The 24,591-nt window shown below is 38.5% G+C and carries 22 protein-coding genes and 1 pseudogene; 14 read left to right on the forward strand and 9 right to left on the reverse strand.

What is annotated here, in order from left to right; all coding sequences use genetic code 11:
* Positions 1 to 9: 9 nt before the first annotated feature.
* On the reverse strand, positions 10 to 777 hold the full coding sequence (locus QT74_RS00360; protein ID WP_001183639.1) for a fumarate reductase cytochrome b subunit: 768 nt from the start codon (positions 775 to 777) through the stop codon (positions 10 to 12).
* 214 nt (positions 778 to 991) lie between these two features.
* Between QT74_RS00360 and QT74_RS00365 the strand changes: the two genes are divergently transcribed.
* From QT74_RS00365 to QT74_RS00410, 10 genes are all read left to right on the forward strand, one after another.
* Positions 992 to 1,696 (forward strand): triose-phosphate isomerase, encoded by a 705-nt coding sequence (locus tag QT74_RS00365; RefSeq protein ID WP_033763751.1) that lies wholly within the window; start codon positions 992 to 994, stop codon positions 1,694 to 1,696.
* 9 nt (positions 1,697 to 1,705) lie between these two features.
* The gene (fabI, locus tag QT74_RS00370) at positions 1,706 to 2,539 is read left to right on the forward strand and encodes an enoyl-ACP reductase FabI (protein ID WP_033763752.1); all 834 of its coding nucleotides are present in this window, start codon (positions 1,706 to 1,708) and stop codon (positions 2,537 to 2,539) included.
* Positions 2,539 to 3,549 (forward strand): UDP-3-O-(3-hydroxymyristoyl)glucosamine N-acyltransferase, encoded by a 1,011-nt coding sequence (gene lpxD, locus QT74_RS00375; protein WP_033763753.1) that lies wholly within the window; start codon positions 2,539 to 2,541, stop codon positions 3,547 to 3,549. Before fabI ends, lpxD begins: the two co-directional genes overlap by 1 nt.
* 64 nt (positions 3,550 to 3,613) lie before the next feature.
* Positions 3,614 to 4,771 carry a methionine adenosyltransferase gene (gene metK / locus QT74_RS00380; protein ID WP_033763754.1) on the forward strand — a complete coding sequence of 386 codons (1,158 nt, stop codon included), beginning with the start codon at positions 3,614 to 3,616 and terminating at the stop codon, positions 4,769 to 4,771.
* A gap of 66 nt (positions 4,772 to 4,837) precedes the next feature.
* Positions 4,838 to 5,251, forward strand: a complete 414-nt coding sequence (ndk, locus tag QT74_RS00385) for a nucleoside-diphosphate kinase (RefSeq protein WP_000813730.1) — start codon at positions 4,838 to 4,840, stop codon at positions 5,249 to 5,251.
* Positions 5,252 to 5,276: 25 nt separating this feature from the next.
* On the forward strand, positions 5,277 to 5,633 hold the full coding sequence (locus QT74_RS00390) for a DUF177 domain-containing protein (protein ID WP_001159170.1): 357 nt from the start codon (positions 5,277 to 5,279) through the stop codon (positions 5,631 to 5,633).
* A gap of 15 nt (positions 5,634 to 5,648) precedes the next feature.
* The gene (rpmF, locus tag QT74_RS00395) at positions 5,649 to 5,795 is read left to right on the forward strand and encodes a 50S ribosomal protein L32 (protein WP_000290431.1); all 147 of its coding nucleotides are present in this window, start codon (positions 5,649 to 5,651) and stop codon (positions 5,793 to 5,795) included.
* Between the two features lie 77 nt (positions 5,796 to 5,872).
* Positions 5,873 to 6,892, forward strand: a complete 1,020-nt coding sequence (plsX, locus tag QT74_RS00400; RefSeq protein WP_033763755.1) for a phosphate acyltransferase PlsX — start codon at positions 5,873 to 5,875, stop codon at positions 6,890 to 6,892.
* Positions 6,893 to 6,916: 24 nt separating this feature from the next.
* Positions 6,917 to 7,909 (forward strand): ketoacyl-ACP synthase III, encoded by a 993-nt coding sequence (gene fabH / locus QT74_RS00405; RefSeq protein ID WP_033763756.1) that lies wholly within the window; start codon positions 6,917 to 6,919, stop codon positions 7,907 to 7,909.
* A 19-nt stretch (positions 7,910 to 7,928) separates the two neighbouring features.
* Positions 7,929 to 8,231 carry a hypothetical protein gene (locus tag QT74_RS00410; RefSeq protein ID WP_001912884.1) on the forward strand — a complete coding sequence of 101 codons (303 nt, stop codon included), beginning with the start codon at positions 7,929 to 7,931 and terminating at the stop codon, positions 8,229 to 8,231.
* A gap of 724 nt (positions 8,232 to 8,955) precedes the next feature.
* Here the strand turns inward: QT74_RS00410 and QT74_RS00415 are convergent.
* Positions 8,956 to 9,339, reverse strand: a complete 384-nt coding sequence (locus QT74_RS00415) for a hypothetical protein (RefSeq protein WP_033763757.1) — start codon at positions 9,337 to 9,339, stop codon at positions 8,956 to 8,958.
* Between the two features lie 15 nt (positions 9,340 to 9,354).
* Positions 9,355 to 12,463, reverse strand: a pseudogene (locus QT74_RS00420) (ATP-binding protein).
* Between QT74_RS00420 and QT74_RS00425 the strand changes: the two are divergent.
* Positions 12,428 to 13,666, forward strand: a complete 1,239-nt coding sequence (locus QT74_RS00425; RefSeq protein ID WP_080247116.1) for an Mrp/NBP35 family ATP-binding protein — start codon at positions 12,428 to 12,430, stop codon at positions 13,664 to 13,666. The pseudogene QT74_RS00420 and the gene QT74_RS00425 sit on opposite strands and share 36 nt — an antisense overlap.
* A gap of 51 nt (positions 13,667 to 13,717) precedes the next feature.
* On the opposite strand, the gene QT74_RS00430 is transcribed toward QT74_RS00425, so the two are convergent.
* The gene (locus QT74_RS00430) at positions 13,718 to 14,758 is read right to left on the reverse strand and encodes a glycosyltransferase family 8 protein (RefSeq protein WP_033763759.1); all 1,041 of its coding nucleotides are present in this window, start codon (positions 14,756 to 14,758) and stop codon (positions 13,718 to 13,720) included.
* 26 nt (positions 14,759 to 14,784) lie between these two features.
* Positions 14,785 to 14,910, reverse strand: coding sequence for a glycosyltransferase family 8 protein (locus QT74_RS08625; protein ID WP_033763760.1), 126 nt, complete (start codon positions 14,908 to 14,910; stop codon positions 14,785 to 14,787).
* Positions 14,911 to 15,054: 144 nt separating this feature from the next.
* Here QT74_RS08625 and hofA point away from each other — a divergent pair, with 144 nt between their 5' ends.
* Entirely contained in the window at positions 15,055 to 16,407 is a 1,353-nt protein-coding gene (gene hofA / locus QT74_RS00440; RefSeq protein WP_033763761.1) for an outer membrane beta-barrel protein HofA, read from the forward strand.
* A 103-nt stretch (positions 16,408 to 16,510) separates the two neighbouring features.
* Positions 16,511 to 18,376, forward strand: coding sequence for a molecular chaperone HtpG (gene htpG / locus QT74_RS00445; RefSeq protein ID WP_033763762.1), 1,866 nt, complete (start codon positions 16,511 to 16,513; stop codon positions 18,374 to 18,376).
* A 200-nt stretch (positions 18,377 to 18,576) separates the two neighbouring features.
* Here the strand turns inward: htpG and hcpA are convergent, their stop codons facing one another.
* The 4 genes from hcpA to mnmG form a co-directional block, all read right to left on the reverse strand.
* On the reverse strand, positions 18,577 to 19,329 hold the full coding sequence (hcpA, locus tag QT74_RS00450) for a Sel1-like repeat protein HcpA (RefSeq protein WP_033763763.1): 753 nt from the start codon (positions 19,327 to 19,329) through the stop codon (positions 18,577 to 18,579).
* A 332-nt stretch (positions 19,330 to 19,661) separates the two neighbouring features.
* Positions 19,662 to 19,808 carry a hypothetical protein gene (locus QT74_RS08035; RefSeq protein WP_162971673.1) on the reverse strand — a complete coding sequence of 49 codons (147 nt, stop codon included), beginning with the start codon at positions 19,806 to 19,808 and terminating at the stop codon, positions 19,662 to 19,664.
* On the reverse strand, positions 19,805 to 20,956 hold the full coding sequence (dapE, locus tag QT74_RS00455) for a succinyl-diaminopimelate desuccinylase (RefSeq protein ID WP_033763764.1): 1,152 nt from the start codon (positions 20,954 to 20,956) through the stop codon (positions 19,805 to 19,807). The genes QT74_RS08035 and dapE overlap by 4 nt, the downstream gene beginning before the upstream one ends.
* Before the next feature lie 10 nt (positions 20,957 to 20,966).
* Entirely contained in the window at positions 20,967 to 22,832 is a 1,866-nt protein-coding gene (mnmG, locus tag QT74_RS00460; RefSeq protein ID WP_033763765.1) for a tRNA uridine-5-carboxymethylaminomethyl(34) synthesis enzyme MnmG, read from the reverse strand.
* A gap of 95 nt (positions 22,833 to 22,927) precedes the next feature.
* Between mnmG and QT74_RS00465 the strand changes: the two genes are divergently transcribed.
* On the forward strand, positions 22,928 to 24,586 hold the full coding sequence (locus tag QT74_RS00465; RefSeq protein ID WP_033763766.1) for an SLC13 family permease: 1,659 nt from the start codon (positions 22,928 to 22,930) through the stop codon (positions 24,584 to 24,586).
* Positions 24,587 to 24,591: the final 5 nt, after the last annotated feature.

Raw genomic sequence — 24,591 nt, forward strand, 5'->3', positions numbered from 1 at the left:
TTTCTACCCTTATTCTTTGTGGAATTTCCCATCAGCTTCTATGGCTTCTTGCATGGTTTTAATGCCATTGTCCTTATTTTCTAAACCTTTTTTAATGTAAGCCCCATAGGTGCAAAGCCCTAAAACAATAAAAAACACGCTCATCGCCCATTTGACTTTTCTCAAGCCTTGAATGCTCGCATTCTTAAACCACCCCCATTTAATCGCTAAGCGATACAACCCGATAGAGCCATGCAATTCTACGGCAAACAATAAGAAAATATACAAAAGCCAAAAGTTTTGCGTGACAAAACGATAGCTTGAGCCATGAGGCCCAATACTTTCAGGCTCTGTGAGCATGACAAACAAGTGGATACTCGCTAAGAAAAACATCGCAAACCCGGTTAAAGCCTGGATAAACCACAAACTCGTATCGCCATGTTTCATCAAATGCTTGTGGGTTTTAAAAACCTTGTATTGCCGATAATTGATAGGGAACTTTCTCAACGCCAAAAAAGCATGCGCGACTAAAATAAGAATAACTCCTGCTGCAACCACGCTCACAATAGCCGGCTCGCCCGCTTTTAAAAACAAGCTCCCTTCAAAAAATTTCGCCACTTTATACATGGCTTCATCGCTAATCAAGATGCTTGAGACCAAAAACATGTGTGCTATCATAAAGAGCGCTAAAATCAAACCCGTAGCGCTCTGTAAAAAATCCAGCTTGGCATAAATACCGCTCTTTTTAAGCCCTTTGCTAGCGCCATAATAACCCTCTATAATCTCTTCTTGTTGCATAAAAACTGCTCCTAAAAACTCAAAATTAACCTAAAATCGCTTGACGCAAAAACACTGCCTTAATTTTACTACATTTGAAATAATTTTTCTTATAAACAAAACCTAAATTGGGAAAAAATTCAATTCAAGGGGGCTATTGTTTAAAATTTACATTTTTTAAACGCTATTAGATATAATAAGGGATAGTTACCACCTATAAAATAAGGATCATTCAATGACAAAAATTGCCATGGCCAATTTTAAATCCGCTATGCCTATTTTTAAAAGCCATGCGTATTTAAAAGAATTAGAAAAGACTTTAAAACCGCAGCATTTTGATAGGGTGTTTGTATTCCCTGATTTTTTGGGGTTATTGCCTAATTCGTTTTTGCATTTCACTTTAGGAGTGCAAAACGCTTACCCTAAGGATTTGGGGGCTTTTACCGGTGAAATCACTTCAAAGCATTTAGAAGAACTCAAAATCCACACCCTTTTAATAGGGCATAGCGAGAGGCGGACGCTTTTACAGGAAAGCCCTAGTTTTTTGAAAGAAAAGTTTGATTTTTTTAAAAATAAAAATTTTAAAATTGTCTATTGTATTGGCGAAGAATTAACAACCAGAGAAAAGGGTTTAGTGGCTGTAAAGGAATTTTTAAGCGAGCAATTAGAAAATATTGATCTTAATTATTCCAATTTAATTGTGGCGTATGAGCCTATTTGGGCGATTGGCACCAAAAAAAGCGCTTCTTTAGAAGATATTTACCTCACGCATGGTTTTTTAAAGCAAATCTTAAATCAAAAAACGCCCTTGTTGTATGGGGGGAGCGTGAATGCGCAAAACGCTAAAGAAATTTTAGGGATTGATAGCGTGGATGGCTTGTTGATCGGGAGCGCGTCTTGGGAATTAGAAAATTTTAAAACAATCATTTCATTTTTATAAAGGAAAATCATGGGATTTTTAAAAGATAAAAAAGGGCTTATTGTAGGGGTGGCAAACAATAAATCCATCGCTTATGGGATCGCTCAATCTTGCTTCAATCAAGGGGCTACTCTGGCTTTCACTTATTTGAATGAGAGCTTAGAAAAGCGCGTGAGGCCTATCGCGCAGGAATTGAATAGCCCCTATGTGTATGAATTAGATGTGAGCAAAGAAGAGCATTTCAAGCCGCTATACAATAGCGTTAAAAAGGATTTAGGCTCATTGGATTTTATCGTTCATAGCGTGGCCTTTGCCCCTAAAGAGGCTTTGGAAGGGAGCTTGTTAGAAACTTCTAAAAGCGCGTTTAACACCGCTATGGAAATTTCTGTTTATTCTTTAATAGAGCTGACAAACACTCTAAAACCTTTATTGAATAACGGGGCGTCTGTTTTGACTTTAAGCTATTTGGGCAGCACCAAATACATGGCGCATTACAATGTGATGGGGTTGGCTAAAGCGGCCCTAGAGAGCGCGGTGCGTTATTTAGCGGTGGATTTAGGCAAGCATCATATAAGGGTGAATGCCCTATCGGCTGGGCCTATCAGGACGCTCGCTTCTAGCGGGATCGCTGATTTTAGGATGATTTTAAAATGGAATGAAATCAACGCTCCTTTAAGGAAAAATGTGAGTTTAGAAGAAGTGGGCAATGCCGGGATGTATTTGCTCTCTAGCTTGTCTAGTGGCGTGAGTGGGGAAGTGCATTTTGTGGATGCTGGCTATCATGTTATGGGCATGGGGGCTGTGGAAGAAAAAGATAATAAAGCTACGCTATTGTGGGATTTGCAGAACAATAAGGGGTATTGATGAAATTAAGCGAATTGTTGAGTGCCTATTCTATTGAAACGGAATTTTCAAACGATTTTGAAGTGCATGCCTTAGCGGAATTGGATAAGGCCACGCCTAATGATATTAGCTATATTGACCAAGCGCGTTACCTTAAACTTTTAAAAGATTCCAAAGCCGGGGCGGTGTTTATCCGTAAAAAAGAATCTTCTAAAGTGCCAAAACGCATGCAAGCTTTAATCGTGGATAACCCGCATTTAGCCTTTGCCAAAGCTTCGCATGCCTTTAAAATCCCTTTTTTTAAAAACCCACAAAGCGTGAATGAACCTAAACATTTTGAAAAAGTAACGATCATGCCTAATGTGATGATTGGAGAGGGCGTAGAAATTGGCGAAAACTCTTTGATTTATCCGGGCGTGGTGATCGCTGATGGGGTCAAAATTGGTAAAAATTGCGTTTTGTATCCTCGTGTGATCTTGTATCAAAACACGATTTTAGAGGACAATGTCATCATCCATGCAGGCAGTGTGATCGGAGGCGATGGCTTTGGTTATGCGCACACCGCTTTAGGAGAGCATGTCAAAATTGAGCATGTGGGGATTGTTAGGATTCAAAAAAATGTAGAAATTGGCGCTAACACAGCGATTGATAGGGCGGTGTTTGGCGAGACTTTGATTAAAGAGGGCGTTAAGATTGATAACCTGGTTCAAATCGGGCATAATTGCGTTTTAGGCGAGCACAGCATCGTCGTTTCTCAAGTGGGCTTGAGCGGCTCTACAACCACAGGCCGTAATGTGGTTTTTGGCGGTCAAGTGGGCATTGGAGGGCATTTGCATGTGGGCGAATTCACTCAAATTGGGGGTAAAAGCGCGGTGGGTAAAGACTTGCCCCCTAACACTAATTTTGCCGGAGCGATCCCTGCTATGGAAATCCATGAATGGCACCATTTCTTGGCTCATTTACGAACGAATTTCAGGAAACAGCAAAAAACGAGTTTGTTGCAAAAAGCTAAAGGGTTTTTTAAGTCTTAAAGAATGAAATAAGCTATAATAAGCCCATTTTGAATACGAATGATTATTTTAATAAGGACAATCAATGAAAGATAGTTTTCTTTTCACTTCCGAATCAGTAACCGAGGGGCATCCTGACAAAATGGCTGATCAAATCAGCGATGCGGTTTTAGATTACATTATTGATCGGGATCAAAAAGCCAAAGTCGCATGCGAGACTTTAGTTTCTAACGGGTTTTGCATGATCACTGGCGAGTTAAAAACTTCTGTTTATGCCCCTATGCAAGAGATTGCAAGAGAAGTGGTTAAAAAGATTGGCTATACAGACGCTCTTTATGGCTTTGATTACAGAAGCGCGGCGGTTTTAAATGGCGTTGGCGAGCAAAGCCCTGATATTAATCAAGGCGTAGATAGAGAAGATGGCGAGATTGGGGCAGGGGATCAAGGGCTTATGTTTGGTTATGCATGCAAAGAGACTGAAACGCTCATGCCCTTACCCATTCATTTAGCGCACCAGCTCACTTTCGCTCTGGCTCAAAAAAGAAAAGACAACACTTTGCCTTTTTTAAGGCCTGATGGCAAGTCTCAAGTGAGCGTGCGTTATGAAAACAACAAGCCTGTAAGCATTGATACGATTGTCATTTCCACCCAACATTCTCCAGAAGTTTCACAAAAGCATTTAAAAGAAGCCGTGATTGAAGAGATCGTGTATAAGGTTTTACCCAAAGAATATTTGCATGACAATATCAAGTTTTTTGTCAATCCTACAGGAAAATTCGTTATCGGTGGGCCGCAAGGCGATGCGGGTTTGACGGGCAGAAAAATCATCGTGGATACTTATGGGGGGAGTTGCCCGCATGGTGGGGGAGCGTTTAGCGGGAAAGACCCTAGCAAAGTGGATAGGAGCGCGGCTTATGCGGCCCGCTATGTGGCTAAAAATTTGGTAGCGAGTGGGGTTTGCGATAAAGCGACCGTGCAGCTTGCTTATGCGATTGGGGTGATAGAGCCAGTGTCTATCTATGTGAACACGCATAACACGAGCAAGTATTCAAGCGCGGAGTTGGAAAAATGCGTGAAATCGGTTTTCAAACTCACGCCAAAAGGCATTATTGAAAGCTTGGATTTATTAAGACCCATTTATTCGCTCACTTCAGCTTATGGGCATTTTGGGCGCGAATTAGAGGAATTCACTTGGGAAAAAACCAACAAAGCTGAAGAGATTAAAGCGTTCTTTAAGCGTTAAAAAAATACTTTAAGGGTAATATTTTAAAAAATTTTTGTATAATCAACAATTCACAAGGAGTTTAAATTGAAACAAAGAACGCTGTCTATTATTAAACCGGATGCACTTAAGAAAAAAGTGGTAGGTAAAATCATTGATCGCTTTGAAAGTAACGGCTTGGAAGTGATTGCTATGAAACGCTTGCATTTGAGCGTTAAAGACGCTGAAAATTTTTATGCGATCCACAGAGAGAGACCCTTTTTTAAAGATCTAATAGAGTTTATGGTCAGTGGTCCGGTGGTGGTTATGGTTTTAGAGGGCAAGGATGCCGTGGCTAAAAACAGAGATCTTATGGGAGCGACTGATCCCAAACTCGCCCAAAAAGGCACTATCAGAGCAGATTTTGCTGAAAGCATTGACGCTAATGCGGTGCATGGGAGCGATAGCTTGGAAAACGCACACAATGAAATCGCTTTCTTTTTTGCCGCTAGAGATCTTTAAGGTTTAAGGGCGTTTTTAAGTAAGCATGCAATTTGAAATGCGTAAAATCGCTTTTAATGCGCCTAAAGCGTTTTCTTTAGAGCATGAGGGAGTGGTTTTAGAGGGCGAAGTTATACGAGTGGGGGCGAAATTGTTTCGTTTGGAAGCGCGCCTTAAGGGTGAATTGATGCTTATTTGCGATACAAGCGGTAAAGAGTTTAAAAAAAACCTTGATGAGTCGTTGGTTTTGCATATTTCAGACGGGTTGTGGGATACGCAAAGCCAAAGTTTGGATTTTGATAATTTAGATGTTATTGAATCTTTCAATGGTTTTATTGATTTGAGCGAAATTTTACGCTCTGAAGTGGAGTCTATTAAATTAGACTACCATTATGCAGATTGAAATGAAGGAGAATTTATGGCAGTACCTGATAGAAGAGTGAGTAAGACAAGAGCGGCAAAAAGGCGTACGCATTATAGCGTTAAGTTGGCTAAACCTGTGAAAGCCAAAGATGGCACTTGGAAGCTTCCCCACCATATTAACAAATTTACTAAAGAATACTAATATAAAAGCTATCTTTAGTGATAGAAAGTATTTTAAAGGATTGCAACGGATTGCAACAAGCCTTTTAAGGACGCATGATGAAAATTGTAATAGACTTAATGGGGGCTGACCATGGGGTTTTACCCATTATTGAGGGAGTCTCAAGGGCTTTAGAGAATAAGAGTTTTAGTGCGGTTTTAGTGGGGGATAAAGACAAAGCGACCCCTTTTATTTCTAAAGAGTTAGCCAGCAAAGTGGAAATGATCCACACGCAAGATTATATTAAAATGGAAGAAGCCGCCACTGAGGCGATTAAGCGTAAGGAATCTTCCATTTACTTGGGCATGGATATTTTGAAAAATGGGGCTGACGCTTTGATTTCAGCGGGGCATAGCGGAGCGACTATGGGTTTAGCGACCTTGCGTTTAGGACGCATCAAGGGGGTTGAAAGGCCTGCTATTTGCACTTTAATGCCTAGCGTTGGCAAACGCCCTAGTGTGCTGTTAGACGCAGGAGCGAACACGGATTGCAAGCCTGAATATTTGATTGATTTTGCTCTTATGGGGTATGAATACGCTAAAAGCGTGTTGCATTATGACAGCCCTAAAGTGGGTCTTTTGAGTAATGGCGAAGAAGATATTAAAGGGAACATGCTCGTTAAAGAAACGCATAAAATGTTGAAAGCTTATGACTTCTTTTATGGCAATGTGGAGGGGAGCGATATTTTCAAAGGGGTTGTGGATGTGGTGGTTTGCGATGGCTTTATGGGGAATGTGGTCTTAAAGACAACAGAAGGGGTCGCTAGCGCGATAGGCTCTATTTTTAAAGATGAAATTAAAAGCTCTTTTAAATCTAAAATGGGGGCTTTGATGCTTAAGAATGCGTTTGGTATTTTAAAACAAAAAACCGATTACGCTGAATATGGGGGAGCACCGCTTTTAGGCGTGAATAAAAGTGTGATCATTAGCCATGGCAAGAGCAACGCTAGAGCGGTTGAATGCGCGATTTATCAGGCCATTAGCACTGTTGAAAGTCAGGTTTGTTTGAGGATTACTCAAGCGTTTGAGAGCTTGAAGCCTAGCGTTTCTGCACATCAAAGTGATCAGCAAGACGCTTAAAGATGACTATGTTAAGGGGATTGAATGGAATTTTACGCCTCTCTTAAATCCATTGCGATGCATGTTCCAAGCGAGCGTGTGAAAAATGCAGAGTTTCAGCAATTTTTGGATACCAGCGATGAATGGATAGAAAAAAGAACCGGTATCAAAGAGCGCCGTTTCGCTAACGATGAAGAAAAAAGCAGCGATTTAGGGGTAATAGCGGCTAAACAAGCCATAGAGAGAGCGCATTTAACCCCAAAAGACATTGATTTGGTGGTTGTAGCGACTTTAAGCCCTGATTTTTTGGCCATGCCTTCAACTGCTTGCGTGTTGAGCGCGAAATTAGGCATTGAAAACAAGCCGGCGTTTGATATTTCAGCCGCTTGCACGGGTTTTATTTATTTATTATCGGTGGCTAAGGCTTATGTTGAGAGCGGGATGTGCGAAAATGTGCTGATTGTGGGGGCAGAAAAAACGAGCAGCGTGTTGGATTTTAAAGATAGGGGGACTTGTATTTTATTTGGCGATGGGGCTGGGGCGTGCGTGATAGGCAGAACCAAACATTTAAAAGAAAGCATTTTAGACGTGCAGATTTCAGCGAACGGGAATTTTTCTAATTATCTTTATACGCCAAGGACTCTAAAACTCACGCCCTTTAACGCTAAAGAAGAAGCTTTAGAGCCTTTTTTGTGCATGAAAGGCAATGAAGTGTTTAAACTGGCGGTGAAAACGCTTTTAAAAGATGTGGAAATGATCTTAGAAAAAAACGCTCTCAAACCTGAAGATGTGCGTCTGTTTATCCCGCATCAAGCTAATTTTAGGATCATTCAAGCGGTGCGAGAGCATTTGGATTTTAAAGATGAGCAAGTGGTTTTAACCGTGCATAAATACGGCAACACTTCAGCAGCCAGTATCCCTATGGCCATGGGTGAAGCTTATGAAGAGGGGCGTTTGAAAAAGGGCGATTTAATGCTTTTAGACGCTTTTGGTGGGGGATTGACTTGGGGTTCAGCGTTGGTGTATTTTGGCGGATAAAAAGGATAAAGGAGTATTGATGAAAAAGATAATTTTTTTATTTTTAATGGTGTTGGGGGGGTTAAAGTCGCAAAGCAGTTATTGTAGCGATTTTTGCGAAGGCACTCCAGATAGCCGTATCCCTCCTATGGGGTTTCATTTCAGTTTTGTGCATTCAGTGAAATATTATTTGCAAGACCCGCAAGAGCGCGATCACAAGCTTAAAAAATGCCATCAAGCCTTTGATTCGACGCTTAAGGTTAATTTTATTACGAAGTCTTTTAAAAAGGATTGCAAGCATGCGCAAATGGCTTTAGAGCAAGCTCAAAAAGGGACTCCATAAAAGGGGTTTCTTTAGGGATTTTATTTCTTATAGCAGAAATTATTTTTAAAGTAAAAGACAGATAAGGATTAGGAGCTAGTAGTTATTTTAATACCTATTGTTATTATTGGGTTAGTATTAACAGCTATTAGAGCTACCATAATGGCATTTAGAGGCGATACTGATGACGATGAAGTTGAGAGTGATGGTTTTTTAGTAGAATATAATTCGTTGAATATCTCGGCTCTATTCTAGTTACTATAATAATATTTTCCTTATATAATTGGACCAGTTATCGCTTTAATATTTATCTTATCTAATTAGGTTATATAACTTTCTTTAATTTTATAAGATAAATAACTGACTATTATAATAGTCGGTTATACTCATCCTTTTGTTATTTTTTATATTTTTTTTGAACAGAATTCTTCCAATGATTAGTAGCGTCTCAACCAAAAACTCAACCAACAACCAATTGAGAACCTAATATAGAAATTAATATTCTTTAGTCTGTTTTTTTAAAAAAGGGGGCTTTGGTTGCTTTATTTTATGGCAAACTTTTAAAGGGATAGGGGGATATTTTGCGCTTTAATATCCCTTTAACCACCCCAACTAAATCCCCCCTAACCCCATAATACTGCATTACAAGAAGCTATCGTTTGCTACGAAAACTTTTATATTAAAAAATACTTTTAGCATTTTTAAATTTTATCACCAACACCCCATTAGAACAAAAATCAAATTTTTATTTGGAAAATTTATGGTAATACTCGCCCTTGTCCGTGATGATTTTAATTTCTAACAATTGGTTAGGCTTGCAATCCAAGCGGTAAAATATCTGTTGCGAATACTTTAATTCATGATCAAAGAGTTTTTCTTTTTTAAACTTATCGCCCAATTTGGGTTCTACTTTTTTAGTCGCTTCGCATGAATTTCCCCTATTGACAATAAGGTTTTTAATCACCACCGGTTCATCGTTCATGGAAGTGATGCTTAAAAGACTAGAGTCCGTCATTTTCCCCATGAGTTTCCCCCCAGTCGCGCGATAATCCAGCTTGAAATTCAAATCCTTTGCCCCCACACAAACACCGCTTATCATCAGCAGGCTTAAACACATTTTTTTAAACATCAAAATCCTTTCACTTTATAATATTTGTGGGGTATTATAATCAAATTTGATATATTCTTTTTTAATCGTTGGATTATTGCACTCTTTTTTTATCCACTCAAACAATTTTTTAAAATTCTCTTTTGTTTCTTCGCTCACCGCATCGTCTTTTTCGCCATACAAAAGCCTTGTTTTGAACGCCATGGCCAATTCCATTCGCTTATTTTTAGCGTATTTTTTTCTATCGTTCGCGCTGAAACAATCTTCAATTTGTTTGAAATTTTCATCGCAGTCTGAGAGTTGTAGGATTGTGATGGGATCATGCATTTCTTCATTAGCCCTTTTAAATCGTTCGCTCGTTGCTTTTTGGTTAAAAACGCATTTTCTGTCATCATCTGTCAAAACAATAGGGTGATTGTCTAACTCGCAAAGTTTTTTAATGGTTTCTTTCATATCGTTTGGATTGTTTTTAAGCCCTGAAATGGGTAAGAAAGTGAAAGGAATGGGGTTGTCTTTGTATTCTTTGTAGCACAAATACAATTTAAAAGCGCTCAAATAACAATAATCCGTGATGCCTTCTACAAAGATGATTCGGTGTTTTTGGGGGTTGTGGAAAACATGCTGACCCACCCCTAAAGAGCGTTTGATTTTATCTAGGGCGTCGGAGTCTTTGCTTGCATTATTTAGGGGATAGTTAAAGTGATTCTTGATTACAGAGCCATATGTTTCTTTTTCTGCAATCCTTATTTCATCTAAATGATCCGTATCCACTAAAAAGGGGTCATGAGTGGCTAAAACAAAAGTAACATGGTTTTTATGAGCGTATTCTTTTAAAAACTTCCTAAACTCCTTTCTAGATGGCACGCTCAAGTGAGTGGCTGGCTCGTCCATGACATAGATAATATTATGGTTAAAACTAAAATTTGATCCTACATTGTAGAGAAAACCAAACATGAAATTAAACGCCCATTGGAAGCCGGTGCTTTGCTGGCTTAAGATGATTGGCTCATTTTGATCGTGGGATTTTCTGCAATCATAAACTTCAAGTTTTATTTCATATGCCTTGTATTCCTTCTCTTCAGAAAGCTCATTATTGTGTCGGACATGAATTTTCAATTGGTAACTATCTTGAGAACTATCTTCAGCGATCGCTAAAAGCCTGTTAAATTCTTTTGTAATCAAAGAATCTATTTTTAATTGCATGTTGTATTCCAAGATTTCTGCAAGATTTTCTAATATTTCTGTAAAATTTACCTTAAATAAAAGATGGCTTGTGTCTTTTTTAAAAAATTCAAATTGACATACATTATTATTGTATTTGCGTTTTACTTCAATTGGAAAAAGATGTTTTGATTGTCTGATCTCTTTTAGTGATTCTTGGTCTATTTCTTGCAAGTATTTTTCAGGGATATTGAACGATTTTTCAGAATCATAGATTACTAAATCATTATTTTTATCAAACATTATTATTTGTAACGCTTGACCATCTTTTAAAATGCTCCCAAAAAAATTCCAAATTGCATTAGGGTGAAAGTCCATTTTCCTAAACAATGAATTTCTAAAGAACCAATCCCATTGGTCAAATTCAGAAGGGGAAGAATAATCAATGCAAGTAAATAATACAGCCTTAAAGTCGTTATCTGTGATTTTTGGCTCTTTGTATTCTTTCATGGTTGGCACGAGTTTGTAAGACTTATAAGATAAACCACCGCTTAAAGGGAATTGAACTTTATTTCTTAAACCTTGAAACGCTGTATAGGGGTTACACTCTCGGCAATATTCTGCGAACTCAAAATAGTTTTTGCTTTGTTTGAATTTTTCCTTGTTTGTTTCAAATTTATCTTTGATTTCACCAATATTTTTAGGGAACAAATGAACGCCACTCTTTTCATCTAAAGTTTTTATGTCTTCCCACAGAAATTTTCTTGCTGATTCAAGAAAATCACTGTATCTGTATTGTTCGATTTCTGAATTGACTAATAAATCTATCTTTTTCAAATAAAGCTGACACATCATGGATTTAATATCTTTAGATACATCATTAACAGCATGACTTGCTATATAATTTTTGCATATTTGTTGGATATTATCCAACAAAACATCATAATTAATCTTTGACTCTTTTTCGCTGTTGTATTCACTTTCACAGTAATTTTCAATTTCTTTTATCCATGATTCTTTTTTTCGTTTAAAAATCCTTTTTTGTTTCATTAAGGTGTTTAACATTTGATTCAAACTCATCAAATTGCTTCTTAAAATTTTCATTGATAGGGTATTTTTCGTCTATCTCTTTAATAATATCTTTAATAAAATTTGACAATCTTTCTTGAGATTGTTCATTTTGTAAAACTTTAATTTTTGGTGCAAATTTTTCATCAAAGTCGGTAGTTCTAAAAATTTCATCTAAAGCTTCTATCTTTTTTAAGATATCTCCCATATTTTTTGGTTCAATTTTTCTTTCATTAAGTCTTTTTAAACGAGAATAAATTTCTGCTAATTGTTTTTGTTTGCCTTTCCCCATCATAAAAAATTGATTGGGTTTGTATTCTTTATTAGGAGCGTTGTATTCTATAATTTCTCTTATACACTGACAAAAATTTTTAACCAATTGATTATTACCACTTAAATGTTTAATTAATTTTTTGAAAAGCAGATGATTGGCTTGTCTAGTTGAAAATGCGCTCAATTTTAATTTTTCTTTGTAGGATTTTAAAAACGAATCTAATACACCATAAGACATGATGAGATTGATAAAACCCCCCACAAAAACACAAAAAGGATAGCTGATTAATATTTTTGATAATTCTTTTAATCCCTCGCCAATCTTTTCAGTCTGAATCTTCAAATCCACGCAAGAAAAACCTGTGATTTTATGATCAAGGATTGTTTTTTCTTCTAAACTTAAAAGGGTGTCTTTTTTATGGTTTTTGAAATAATCTTCTTCACTACAAAGTTTAACATCCGCATCATTAAAGATTGTCAAAGCTTCTAAAACATTGCTTTTGCCGACATTATTTTCCCCCACTAAAACCACCAACCCCCCATGTTTGTTTTCAAAACTTGAATTTAAAAGCAATTTGGCAGGCGATTTTCTACCCAAATTCCTAAAATGGTGCAATTTCAAAACACGCTTATAAAATTCCATGCCCTATCCTTTAAAAACGCAAATTTAATTTATAATGCAAAATTAAACAAAACATGCTATAAAGAAAATTCAAATACTATCATTTTAAGGATTAAAATGCTCACCCAAGAAGATGTCTTAAACGCGTTAAAAACGATCATTTACCCTAATTTTGAAAAGGATATTGTCAGCTTTGGTTTTGTTAAAAACATCACCTTGCATGACGATCAATTAGGGCTTTTAATAGAAATCCCCTCAAGCTCTGAAGAGACGAGCGCGATTTTAAGGGAAAATATCTCCAAAGCGATGCAAGAAAAGGGCGTGAAAGCTTTGAATTTGGATATTAAAACCCCGCCTAAACCGCAAGCCCCAAAGCCTACCACTAAAAATTTGGCTAAAAACATCAAGCATGTGGTCATGATAAGCTCAGGCAAGGGCGGTGTGGGTAAAAGCACCACCAGCGTGAATTTAAGCATCGCTTTAGCGAATTTAAACCAAAAAGTGGGGTTATTAGACGCTGATGTGTATGGCCCTAATATCCCTAGAATGATGGGCTTGCAAAACGCTGATGTGATCATGGATCCTAGCGGTAAAAAACTCATTCCTTTAAAGGCTTTTGGCGTTTCTGTGATGAGCATGGGGCTTTTGTATGATGAAGGGCAGAGTCTCATTTGGAGAGGGCCTATGCTTATGCGAGCGATTGAGCAGATGCTAAGCGATATTATTTGGGGGGATTTAGATGTGCTAGTGGTGGATATGCCCCCAGGAACAGGCGATGCGCAGCTCACGCTAGCCCAAGCTGTGCCTTTGAGTGCAGGAATCACCGTTACGACGCCTCAAATAGTGAGTTTAGATGACGCTAAACGGAGTTTGGACATGTTTAAGAAACTACACATTCCTATTGCGGGCATTGTAGAAAATATGGGGAGTTTTGTGTGCGAGCATTGCAAGAAAGAGAGTGAGATTTTTGGCTCAAATTCCATGAGTGGATTATTAGAGGCTTATAACACGCAGATTTTAGCCAAGCTCCCTTTAGAGCCTAAAGTGCGTTTAGGGGGGGATAAGGGTGAACCGATTGTGATTTCTCACCCTGATAGCGTGAGCGCTAAGATTTTTGAAAAAATGGCGCAAGATTTGAGTGCTTTTTTAGAGAGAGTGGAAAAGGAAAAACTAGCCGATAATAAGGACATCCAGCCCACGCAAACGCATGCTTGCTCGCATTGATTTTAAAAATTGTTTCATAAGGTGGCAAGAAAGCCAACTTCAAGAAGCTTTTTAGGTTATAGAAAACGCTTTTAGTATTTTTTTAATTAACCGCTTCACTTTTTGCTTGATTTTAAAAAGCAAAAATTCTATAAGGAGTTTAGAAGAAAGCCTAGGCAAAAGAAATTCAAAAGAATACCGTTTGTCTGAAAAAGATAGGACTTTGTTGCATTGGATTTCTTTATTTTTGTATTGGAGGGTATCAAAGAGGTGATCCAAAAAAGATGCGTTAAAATAATTCTCTTTAAAAGGCGTTTCAATCAAAACTTCATGCCATTTTTTCGCGCCAAAGACGCTTAAGAGTTTCCAGGGTTTATCGCCCCAAAAATGCAGCATGCGCGCTTCTTTAAAGCTAGGGAATGAGGGCGTATCAAGGAAACTAGGATGGGCATTATAGGAATAAGGCAATTCTAAAATCCTACCCCGGCACACAAAACATAAAGCATCTTGATCGCTAAATAAAAGTTTTTCATTTTTCAAAATGAAAAACCCGATCAATTGGTTTTCAAGGTTTTCTTTACGCCATAATGCTAAGTTTAAGGCTAAAAACCCTGCATTAAAGTAGTTGTCAAAAAGGATTTGAGCTTCTTCTAAATTAGGGAAAGCGTCAGTAACACCAATAGTTTCTGCTCGCATTTGGCGTAATTCGTATAAATCTTTAGCCGAATTCCTGTTCATAGCGATCAAATCCTTTTCCCTCGCAGCCCCAAAATAATGCATTTCAAGGGGGATAAAAAAGCTCTCGCTCACATCATTCACAAACAAAGTGTCCACATCAAACATGATCATCTTATCGTATTGAGGGAAAAGGGAAGCGAGTAAGAAACGGCACATGATCATTTTAGAAAAGCGTTTTTGAGAAAAAGAATTGAGTTTTAAATACAATTTTTCAATTTCACTAGCCACTAAAGCATCAAGCTTGCAATAATTATGGCGTGGTTCTAATTCTTTATGAGAAAGCGTAATATCCAAAAACTCTATGCTAGAAAAAGTGCTAAAAGGCGCGAGAGTTTCTTCTAGTTTTTCTATATTTTCAGCACTCAAATTCTCCACTAAACAATGGATTTTATAAAAGAGTTTTACTCTCTCTCTCTCTCTCTCTCTCGTTTAGCGTTCGCTAGCATGGAATACAAACTCACGCCAGCAGGGATGCAATAATTATTATCAAAAGCCACCACAATGGGGATAATCGCACTATCTTGCACACACAATCCTTAAATCTTTAAATTGAAGCCTCTAAAAAGGGTTTTGTCATTTTATCGTTTTTTTTTTTTCAAAACGACCATGAGCGGGCGAGTTCGTTTTATGGCATAATATTAAACTTCAATAAAAAAGGCGTTTAGTAAAGGGTGTTTAATCAAAAAGTTTGGCTAGGGTTTTTAGCTTTGCATGGGGTTTTTCTCAACGCTTTTGAGTATCAAATCAGCGCTAGAGTGGGATCGTTTTCACGCATCGCTTTCAATCAGTCGGTTATTAATTCAAAAAAAGGGATTTACCCTACAGGGAGTTATGTAACCACTACTGGGGCTTTGCAAATTGATTCTAGTTTGCTCCCTAAAAGGATTGAAAACCACAAACTGGGTTTTGGAGTGGGGGGCGAAATAGGAGCGTTAGCGTATGATTCCACGAAGTTTTTGATTGATGAAGCCAACCCTAAGGCAGGGTTTCAACCAGCAAACTGGTATTACATGGGGCGATGGGAGGGCTATTTGATGCAGCACAGCCAAAATTGGACCAGAGAGCAAAAGGCTCAAAACGCCAGGCCTTATGTGTTATACAATTTGTATTTAGATTATCAATATAAGGACATTTTTGGGATTAAATTAGGGCGTTACCCTTCTAAGGCTTTGTTTTTGAGTGGGTTTAATCAAGGGTTTGAGATTTTTTACCGGTGGAAAAAGTTTAAGATAGAGTGGTTTAGCACCTTTGGAAGGGCTTTAGCTAATGAGCAATACATTAGGGATTTTTACGCTCCTGTCAATTACAAGCAAAAAATCAACTACGGCATGCACAATTTCAACCTCATTTACGAAAATAAATACATTAGGATCGCGCCTTTTATTTGGTTTTACCCTAAGAATTTTAACGCTCCTGGATTTGAAATCACCCATGACACAAAGTCTTATTGGAAATCTCTTTGGCGCATCCAAACGACTTTTTACGCATGGTTCCCCCTTTATAGCGATTATTTGTCTAAAGATTATTACAGAGCCTCTTTAGTGGGTAAAAAAAGCGCGGCTTTGTTTGTGTTTCAAAGAGTGCATTTCCGCTCTTATCGTTTTGGCTGGAGCGTGTATAAGAATTTTGGGAATGGGAGCACTCAATTAGGCTGGAACGGCTCACCAGTGGATCCTTTTTATGACACTAAAGATGACACCCCTTATGAAGACGCTTATTCCAATTTTTACAACGCTAATTCCATGACCATTAACGCTTTTATAGGGAAGAGTATTAAGAATTTTTTGGTGCAATTGTATGGGAAATTGACCTATTCCCCAAGGGCTGATTCGCAAAGCTTAGGGGTTACTTTTAAATATAACCTTAAAAAACATATCTATTTAATGCTCATGTTTAATGGCTATCAAATCACGATGCATAAGGGTTATAAGGTAGGGTTTTTTACAAGCGGTTACAACCCTGATTTCGCTCAAACCATTCAAAACAGAAGCTATTTGATGAGCTCTATGAGTTATCGTTTTTAAAAAATTAAACGTTCTTTCATGTTCTTTTTTTAAGCCATAGCATACCCCTTTTAAGCGCGCTTTTATTGTATAATCTTAAAAATTTTATTAAAGGAAAAGATCAATGTCTAATCAAGAATACACCTTCCAAACTGAAATCAACCAGCTTTTGGATTTGATGATCCACTCTTTGTATTCTAATAAAGAGATTTTTTTAAGAGAGTTGATTTCTAACGCGAGCGACGCTTTGGACAAGCTGAATTATTTAATGCTAACCGATGAGAAATTAAAAGGGCTCAATACCACGCCTAGCATTCATTTGAGTTTTGATAGCCAGAAAAAGACCTTAACGATTAAAGATAATGGTATAGGCATGGATAAAAGCGATCTCATCGAGCATCTAGGCACGATCGCCAAATCAGGCACGAAGAGTTTTTTAAGCGCTTTGAGTGGGGATAAGAAAAAAGATAGAGCCTTGATTGGCCAATTTGGCGTGGGCTTTTATTCGGCGTTTATGGTAGCGAGTAAGATTGTCGTTCAAACCAAAAAAGTAACCAGCGAGCAAGCGTATGCATGGGTGAGCGATGGTAAGGGCAAGTTTGAAATCAGCGAATGCGTTAAAGAGGAGCAAGGCACAGAAATCACCCTCTTTTTAAAAGAAGAAGATTCTCATTTTGCGAGCCGTTGGGAGATTGATAACATTGTTAAAAAGTATTCTGAGCATATCCCTTTCCCTATTTTTCTAACTTACACCGATACGAAATTTGAAGGCGAAGGGGATAATAAAAAAGAAATTAAAGAAGAAAAGTGCGATCAGATCAATCAAGCGAGCGCTTTATGGAAAATGAATAAGAGTGAATTGAAAGACAAGGATTACAAAGACTTTTACCAATCGTTTGCGCATGACAACAGCGAGCCTTTGAGCTATATCCATAATAAAGTGGAAGGCTCTTTAGAATACACGACGCTTTTTTATATTCCTAGCAAAGCACCCTTTGATTTGTTTAGGGTGGATTATAAAAGCGGGGTCAAACTTTATGTTAAAAGGGTGTTTATCACTGATGATGACAAAGAATTGTTGCCGTCTTATTTGAGGTTTGTTAAAGGCGTGATTGACAGCGAAGATTTGCCCTTGAATGTGAGCCGTGAAATCTTACAGCAAAACAAGATTTTAGCCAATATCCGTTCGGCTTCAGTGAAAAAGATTTTAAGCGAGATTGAGCGCTTGAGCAAGGATAACAAGAATTACCATAAATTCTATGAGCCTTTTGGGAAAGTGTTAAAAGAAGGCTTGTATGGGGATTTTGAAAACAAAGAAAAACTTTTAGAATTGTTAAGATTCTATTCTAAAGACAAAGAAAAATTGATTTCTTTGAAAGAATACAAAGAAAATTTAAAAGAAAATCAAAAAAGCATTTACTACCTTTTGGGCGAAAATTTAGACTTATTAAAGGCGTCCCCCATTTTGGAAAAATACGCTCAAAAAGGCTATGATGTTTTGTTATTGAGCGATGAAATTGATGCGTTTGTGATGCCAGGCGTGAATGAATACGATAAAACGCCTTTTAGAGACGCTAGCCATAGCGAGAGTTTGAAAGAGCTTGGTTTGGAAGAAATCCATGATGAGGTAAAAGATCAGTTTAAAGATTTAATGAAAGCGTTTGAAGAAAATCTTAAAGATGAGATTAAAGGCGTAGAGCTTTCCAATCATCTCACTTCAGCGGTGGCTTTAATAGGCGATGAACAAAATGCGATGATGGCTAATTTTATGCGTCAAATGGGCCAAAGCGTGCCTGAAAGCAAGAAAACTTTAGAATTAAACCCTAACCATGCGATTTTGCAAAAACTCTTAAAATGCGAAGATAAAGAGCAGTTGAGCGCTTTTATCTGGTTGCTTTATGATGGGGCGAAGCTTTTAGAAAAAGGGGCTTTAAAAGACGCTAAAAGTTTTAATGAGCGTTTAAATAGCGTGCTGTTGAAAGCGTTGTAAGGGGTAAAACCCTTTTTAGGGGTTTGAATAAAAATGCTTAAACCCTTAAAATACCAATCTAAAAACGGCAATGAATGGGTGCGATATAAAAGCTTTATTATTATGATTAAAAGATTAGTTTGTAGGGTTTATGCTTCCATTAAAACATTAAAAAGCGTAAAAGCCAGCTAAACGTTGCGTTTAGCTTAACTTCATTAAAACTAAAGTTCTATTTTCAATCCCTTAAGAGCGTCGCATGCTTCTTTAACACCTAATTTGCAACCTTTTTTAAAGTTTTCTACCGCTTGCTTTTCGTCCTTTGCTGTGCCTTGGGCGTTGTATTGCATAACCCCTAAATTATAACACCCCCTGCCATCTTTTAACTCGCATGCTTTAGAGTAACGAACGATAGCCTCCTTAAAATTTTTTGCTACACCATACATGTATCCTGCATTAATGCACCCGGGGCTGTCTTTTAAATCGCAAGCTTTTTCATATAAATCAAGAGCCTTTCTTAAATCCTTAGGCGTGCCTACGCCATAATGGTGTAGGCTTCCTAAGACCGTACACCCTTCAGCATGGTTTAATTCACAAGATTTAGAGTAATATTGTGAGGCTTTTTTAGCGTCTTTAGACACGCCTTGTCCGTTATAGTATAAATTTCCTAGTAGGCGGCACCCATAACCATCATTTAATTCACAACCTTTAGTATAAAATTGAATGGCTTTTTTCAAGTCTTTTCCCACTCCTTTCCCTTCTTCATAGAACGCCCCTAAAAAAACACACCCAAAGCCATTTTTTAACTCACAAGCTTTTTCAAAATGCGTTTTAGCTTGAGCGAAATCTTGCTTCTTTGCGCTCTCTATACCTAAATTCACAAGCTCTTTAGCGTCTGGCTCTGCCATTAACCCTCTCAAACACAACGCACCCAAACACAAGAACCCAAAAAGGGTTTTTTTAACACTCCCTAGCATGATAATCTCCTATTGAAAAAATGTAATTCTCTATAACTATAATCAAATATTGACGATTAAAGCCTTATTGAATGCCATTTTATTGGTGCAATAAAGAAAATGATTGAGAATTGCTTCTCTTTTAAGCGCGTTCCAACGCTTGAGCTGGATTGCCATGCGATAGGGGATACTAGTGAGAAGCTGTATTAAAAGAGTTTGTTTTAAAAAGTTGATTGAGCCACCCCTTTAAGAGTGGCTTGGTAAAAGCCCTTAAGAATTTTAATTTTTAACAACAGGAGCATGTAAAAACTGCAAAAACAAAAAAGGGCATAAAAAATTGTAGCAAGCTTTGGTTACTTTGTCAAGCATTGCCCCACTCTTATAAGGCTATAATAAATGGATACTAGCGTGCTAAAGCTTGAGTTGGTTTGGTGGTTTTTGCCAGCGAAAAAGGCGTTGGTATTAAAAATAAAACCCTTACGCCAAAACTCCCCATTCATTTCTCGCTCAAATCCTCTAAAACCCCCAAAAACACTTTTTCTAAAAGCTCTAATTCTTTCAAGCTCACCCTTTCATCAATGGCATGGATCCTGTCATTAATGGCGCCAAACTCCACTACTTCTATGCCATAAGCGCTAAAAAATCGTGCATCGCTCGTGCCGCCTTTGGTGTTTAAAAGGGGGGTGGTGCGGCATGTTTTTAAAATATTTTCTTTTAAAACGCTGGTAAGTTTTGAATGAGAAGCCGTGATGAAAGGCGAACTGCTTGACTCTAATTCTAAAGTGTGAGGCAAATCTTTTAAAACTTTTTCTAAATATTCTTTCAAACTTTCTTTGGTGGTTTTTAAAGAATGGCGTGCATTAAAGGTAATTTCTACGCTTGCGGGCGTTACATTATTAGCCCCTAACCCTGCGTGCAAGTTGGTGATGACTAATTTTGAAGGGTCAAAACACTCATCGCCATCGTCTAAATGAACTCCTGAAATCAAGGGCAAAACCGAAGCGAGCGCATCAATAGGATTTTGGCATTTTTGCGGGTAAGCCACATGCCCTTGAACGCCTTTTAAAATGAGTTTGCCATTAATAGAGCCTCTTCGGCCAATTTTGATGCTATCGCCTAGGACTTTTTCGCAAGTGGGTTCAGCCACAATCGCCATATGAGGCAGCAAATCTTTTTCTTTGAGTTTTTCTAGCATGAGTTTTGTGCCAAAAATCCCTGGCCCTTCTTCATCGCTTGTGAGTAACATAGAAAGCAAAAAAGGGGTTTTAGGGTTAAAATTTAAACTCGCGCTCAAAAACGCCCCCACGCCCCCTTTCATGTCTTGCGCCCCACGGCCGTATAAAAACCCCTCTTTAATAATGGGTTTAAAGGGATCGCTTTGCCAATTATCTCCAGGAGGCACGACATCAATATGCCCCGCAAAGCAAAAATGCAAGGGCTTAACATTTTCTTTTATATGCTTTTCTTCTGCATGCTCTTTGGGGGGGTTAAAAATGCGGTATAAAAAAAGGTTTTTCACGCCATTTTCCCCACACTCTAGGGTTTTAAAAGCAGGAAAAAGCGATTTAATGTATTCAAAAATACCGCATTCTTTGGGCGTAATGGTGGGGTAGCTGATGAGCTTTTGGGTGATTTCTAAAGCGTTCATTAAAAATCCTTTAAGAGTTTTTTCGCAAATGGATATACAAATGCAAAACGTCTAAATTCGCCGGGGTGATCCCGCTGATTTCTGAGGCTTCAAAAAGGCTTTTGGGGCGGAATTTTTCTAATTTTTCTACCGCTTCTAGGCTTAGGCCTGGAATGCCTTTAAACACAAAACCTTTAGGGATAGAAACTTTGAGCATGCTATCCATTTTAGCGATATTTTCGTGTTGTTTTTCAATATAAATATTATACTTGCATTCAATTTTAATCTGCTCTAAAACCCGCTCATTCAAGGGGGCTAAAAAGCTAAAAAAGGAGCGCATTTTTTCTGTATTAAAACTATCGCGCGCTAAAAGGCTAACGCCATCAACCTTGTCATTGATAGGGTTTTCATCTAATTCATTCAAGCGTTTTAACACTTCTTTGCTAGGGGTAAGGACGCATTCTTTAAGGCGTTTCAAGTTTTCTTGTATTGCTTGTTGGTCTTTTTTCAATTCCTTATAAAAATCCTCTTCCATAAGCCCTAAACGATAGGCATGTTCGCCTAATCTAAAAAGCGTGTTGTCTTCTCTTAAAAGCAAGCGGTATTCGGCTCGGCTGGTAAACATTCTGTAAGGCTCATTCGTGCCTTTAGTGATTAAATCATCAATCAAAACGCCGATATAAGCTTCATTGCGCTTTAAAATAAAGGGGGCTTGATTCTTTAGGGCTAATGCCGCATTAATCCCAGCCATAAGCCCTTGAGCCGCCGCTTCTTCATAGCCGGTAGTCCCATTGATTTGCCCGGCTAAATAAAGCCCTTTGATTTTTTTGGTTTCTAAAGTGTGGGTCAATTCTGTAGGCTGGATAAAATCATACTCTATCGCATAGCCATAGCGCGTGATGAGGGCGTTTTCTAAGCCTTTGATAGAATGAATGACCTTTTCTTGCACATCTAGGGGTAAAGAAGTGCTTAAGCCGTTGATATAATATTCGCTTTTATGAATGGTTTGAGGCTCTAAAAACAGCTGGTGGCGTTCTTTCTCGCTAAAGCGGTTGATTTTATCTTCAATGCTAGGGCAATACCTTGGGCCTATGCCTTCAATTTGACCGCTAAATAGGGGGGCTCGGTGGAAATTATCCCTGATGATTTGGTGGGTAATGGGGTTAGTGTAAGTGATAAAACATGAGAGTTGGGTGGGGTTAAAATCTTTGGTTTTATAGCTGAAATAGGGAGGGTTTGTGTCCCCAAAATGCTCTTCTAATCCTTCAAAATCAATGCTATTGCCCGCCACTCTTGGGCAAGTGCCGGTTTTTAACCTCTCCACCTTAAAGCCAAGCTCCCTTAAATTCAAGGCTAAAGAATTGGAAGCGTTTTCCCCAAAGCGCCCGTTTTGGTTTTGGTGCTCGCCAATATGCACCACCCCTTTTAAAAAAGTGCCTGTGGTGATGATCACTTTTTTAGCTTTATAAGTGTTATTAATGTTTGTGGTTACGCCCACTACCTCATCATTTTCAAGGATTAAACTTTCGGTCATTTCTTGAGAGACGCTCAAATTAGGGGTGCTTAAAACAAGGTTTCTTGCAAAAATGCGGTAAGTGTCCATATCAATTTGCGCTCTAGTCCCTCTAACTGCCGGCCCTTTAGAAGCGTTTAACACACGATATTGCAAACCGCTATGATCCGTAATAATCCCCATAGCCCCCCCTAAAACATCCACTTCTTTAGTCAAATGCCCTTTACCCAAGCCCCCAATGGCCGGATTACAGCTCGCTAAACCGATCGTGTCTATGAGCATGGTGATTAAATGCACTCTAGCCCCCATTTTAGCCGCAATCAAGCTCGCTTCAATGCCTGCATGCCCCCCACCAACCACTAAAATATCACTTTCTTTTACCACTCTTTTTCCTATTTTGATATGATTTTTCTAAAATCTTAGTTTTGAAAAAGTTTTATTGTAGCATGTAGGTTAGTAATTTTAAAGGGTAAAATAAAATGGAAAATCATTCGCATGCCAATATGCATACCGACACGCACGCCGATGATAAAAGCACTAAGATCGTGCGCTTGTTGGGGTTAATAGGGGGAGCGTTAATCGCACTTGTTATCTATTACGCTTTAAACGCTCAAATGCCTCATATTGTAGAAGAAATCCCCAAGCTCAGTTCCTTAAATTATAAGGCGATGCCTGTTGTGGCGGGGGTGGCTGTTTTAATGGGGATATGGTGGATGACTGAAGCCATTGATTTGCCCGCAACCGCGCTTTTACCTTTGGTGCTTTTTAGCGTCTTTAGCGTGGATCAATTCTCTAGCGTTAGCTCTTCTTACGCATCGCCCATTATCTTTCTTTTTATGGGAGGGTTTATTTTAGCCTTAAGCATGCAAAAATGGAACTTGCACACGCGCATCGCTTTAAGCATTATTTTATTAGTAGGCACAAGCCCTAGGAGGTTGATTTTAGGTTTCATGATAGCCACAGGCTTTTTGTCTATGTGGGTGAGCAATACCGCAACGGCGGTGATGATGTTTCCTGTTGGCATGAGCGTTTTGCAATTAGTCGCTAAACTGGTGGGTAAAGAAAACGCCTCTAATGCATTCTATCAAAAAGAAGAAATCACCAAAGCGCATGGGGGTATTATGAGTAATATCGTGCATAAGGGCAAAGACATTACCCAAGTCATTCAAGAAAAGACTACTATCTATCGCACGAATTTCAGTATTTGCTTGATGCTTGGCATCGCTTATTCTGCTTCTATTGGCTCTTTAGGCACTCTGATTGGCACGCCGCCTAACGCTTTATTGGCCGGCTATATGAAAACCGCTTTCAATATTGAAATTGATTTCGCTCAGTGGATGGTGTTTGGGACGCCGTTAGCCTTTATCATGCTCATTTTAGCGTGGCTCTTGCTCACTTATGCGATTTTCCCTTTAAAGATTAAAGAAATCCCAGGGGGTAAGGAAGTCGTTAGATCAGAGTTAAACAAACTAGGCCGTTTGAGTCAGGCGGAAATCTCTGTGGGGATTATTTTTATCCTGGCGTCTTTAGGGTGGATTTTTTTAGATACGATTTTAAAATCTTTGGGCATTAAGATAGATAAAATTGATTCAGTGATCGCTATGGGGGTTTCTGCACTTTTATTCATTTTGCCCGCTAACAATCAGGGCGATAGGCTCATTGATTGGGGTGTTGCTAAAAAACTCCCTTGGGATGTGTTGCTTTTATTTGGCGGTGGGTTAGCCTTGAGCGCGCAATTTTCTAAAACCGGGTTGAGTTTGTGGATCGGGCATTTGGTTTCTGGCTTTTCGCATTTACCGATTTTATTCATCATTGTCATGGTCACTTTAATGGTCATTTTCTTAACCGAAATCACTTCTAACACCGCCACCGCTGCCGCGTTTTTACCGGTGATTGGGGGAGTGGCGATGGGCATGGGTTATGAAAACCATCAGAGCTTGTTATTGACCATTCCTGTAGCCTTGAGCGCGACTTGCGCGTTCATGCTCCCTGTAGCCACCCCACCCAATGCAATAGCTTATGGCTCTGGGTATGTTAAAATAACGGATATGATTAAAGCCGGTTTGTGGCTTAATTTGGTGGGCGTTGTTTTGATTAGCGCGTTCAGCTATTTTTTGGTTTCGTTAATATTTAATTGATTAAG

This window comes from Helicobacter pylori SA213A (assembly GCF_000476275.1).
GTDB lineage: Bacteria > Campylobacterota > Campylobacteria > Campylobacterales > Helicobacteraceae > Helicobacter > Helicobacter pylori_CL.

Bases quoted from the DNA above. Each gene is read 5' to 3' on its own strand.
- fabI (WP_033763752.1), top strand. From the start codon at position 1,706: ATGGGATTTTTAAAAGATAAAAAAGGGCTTATTGTAGGGGTGGCAAAC.
- lpxD (WP_033763753.1), top strand. From the start codon at position 2,539: ATGAAATTAAGCGAATTGTTGAGTGCCTATTCTATTGAAACGGAATTT.
- hcpA (WP_033763763.1), bottom strand. From the start codon at position 19,329: ATGCTAGGGAGTGTTAAAAAAACCCTTTTTGGGTTCTTGTGTTTGGGT.
- fabH (WP_033763756.1), top strand. From the start codon at position 6,917: ATGGAATTTTACGCCTCTCTTAAATCCATTGCGATGCATGTTCCAAGC.
- QT74_RS00390 (WP_001159170.1), top strand. From the start codon at position 5,277: ATGCAATTTGAAATGCGTAAAATCGCTTTTAATGCGCCTAAAGCGTTT.
- metK (WP_033763754.1), top strand. From the start codon at position 3,614: ATGAAAGATAGTTTTCTTTTCACTTCCGAATCAGTAACCGAGGGGCAT.
- dapE (WP_033763764.1), bottom strand. From the start codon at position 20,956: ATGAACGCTTTAGAAATCACCCAAAAGCTCATCAGCTACCCCACCATT.
- QT74_RS00360 (WP_001183639.1), bottom strand. From the start codon at position 777: ATGCAACAAGAAGAGATTATAGAGGGTTATTATGGCGCTAGCAAAGGG.
- QT74_RS00365 (WP_033763751.1), top strand. From the start codon at position 992: ATGACAAAAATTGCCATGGCCAATTTTAAATCCGCTATGCCTATTTTT.
- htpG (WP_033763762.1), top strand. From the start codon at position 16,511: ATGTCTAATCAAGAATACACCTTCCAAACTGAAATCAACCAGCTTTTG.
- rpmF (WP_000290431.1), top strand. From the start codon at position 5,649: ATGGCAGTACCTGATAGAAGAGTGAGTAAGACAAGAGCGGCAAAAAGG.
- QT74_RS08035 (WP_162971673.1), bottom strand. From the start codon at position 19,808: ATGAATGGGGAGTTTTGGCGTAAGGGTTTTATTTTTAATACCAACGCC.
- QT74_RS00415 (WP_033763757.1), bottom strand. From the start codon at position 9,339: ATGTTTAAAAAAATGTGTTTAAGCCTGCTGATGATAAGCGGTGTTTGT.
- QT74_RS00410 (WP_001912884.1), top strand. From the start codon at position 7,929: ATGAAAAAGATAATTTTTTTATTTTTAATGGTGTTGGGGGGGTTAAAG.
- QT74_RS00425 (WP_080247116.1), top strand. From the start codon at position 12,428: ATGGTGCAATTTCAAAACACGCTTATAAAATTCCATGCCCTATCCTTT.
- QT74_RS00465 (WP_033763766.1), top strand. From the start codon at position 22,928: ATGGAAAATCATTCGCATGCCAATATGCATACCGACACGCACGCCGAT.
- plsX (WP_033763755.1), top strand. From the start codon at position 5,873: ATGAAAATTGTAATAGACTTAATGGGGGCTGACCATGGGGTTTTACCC.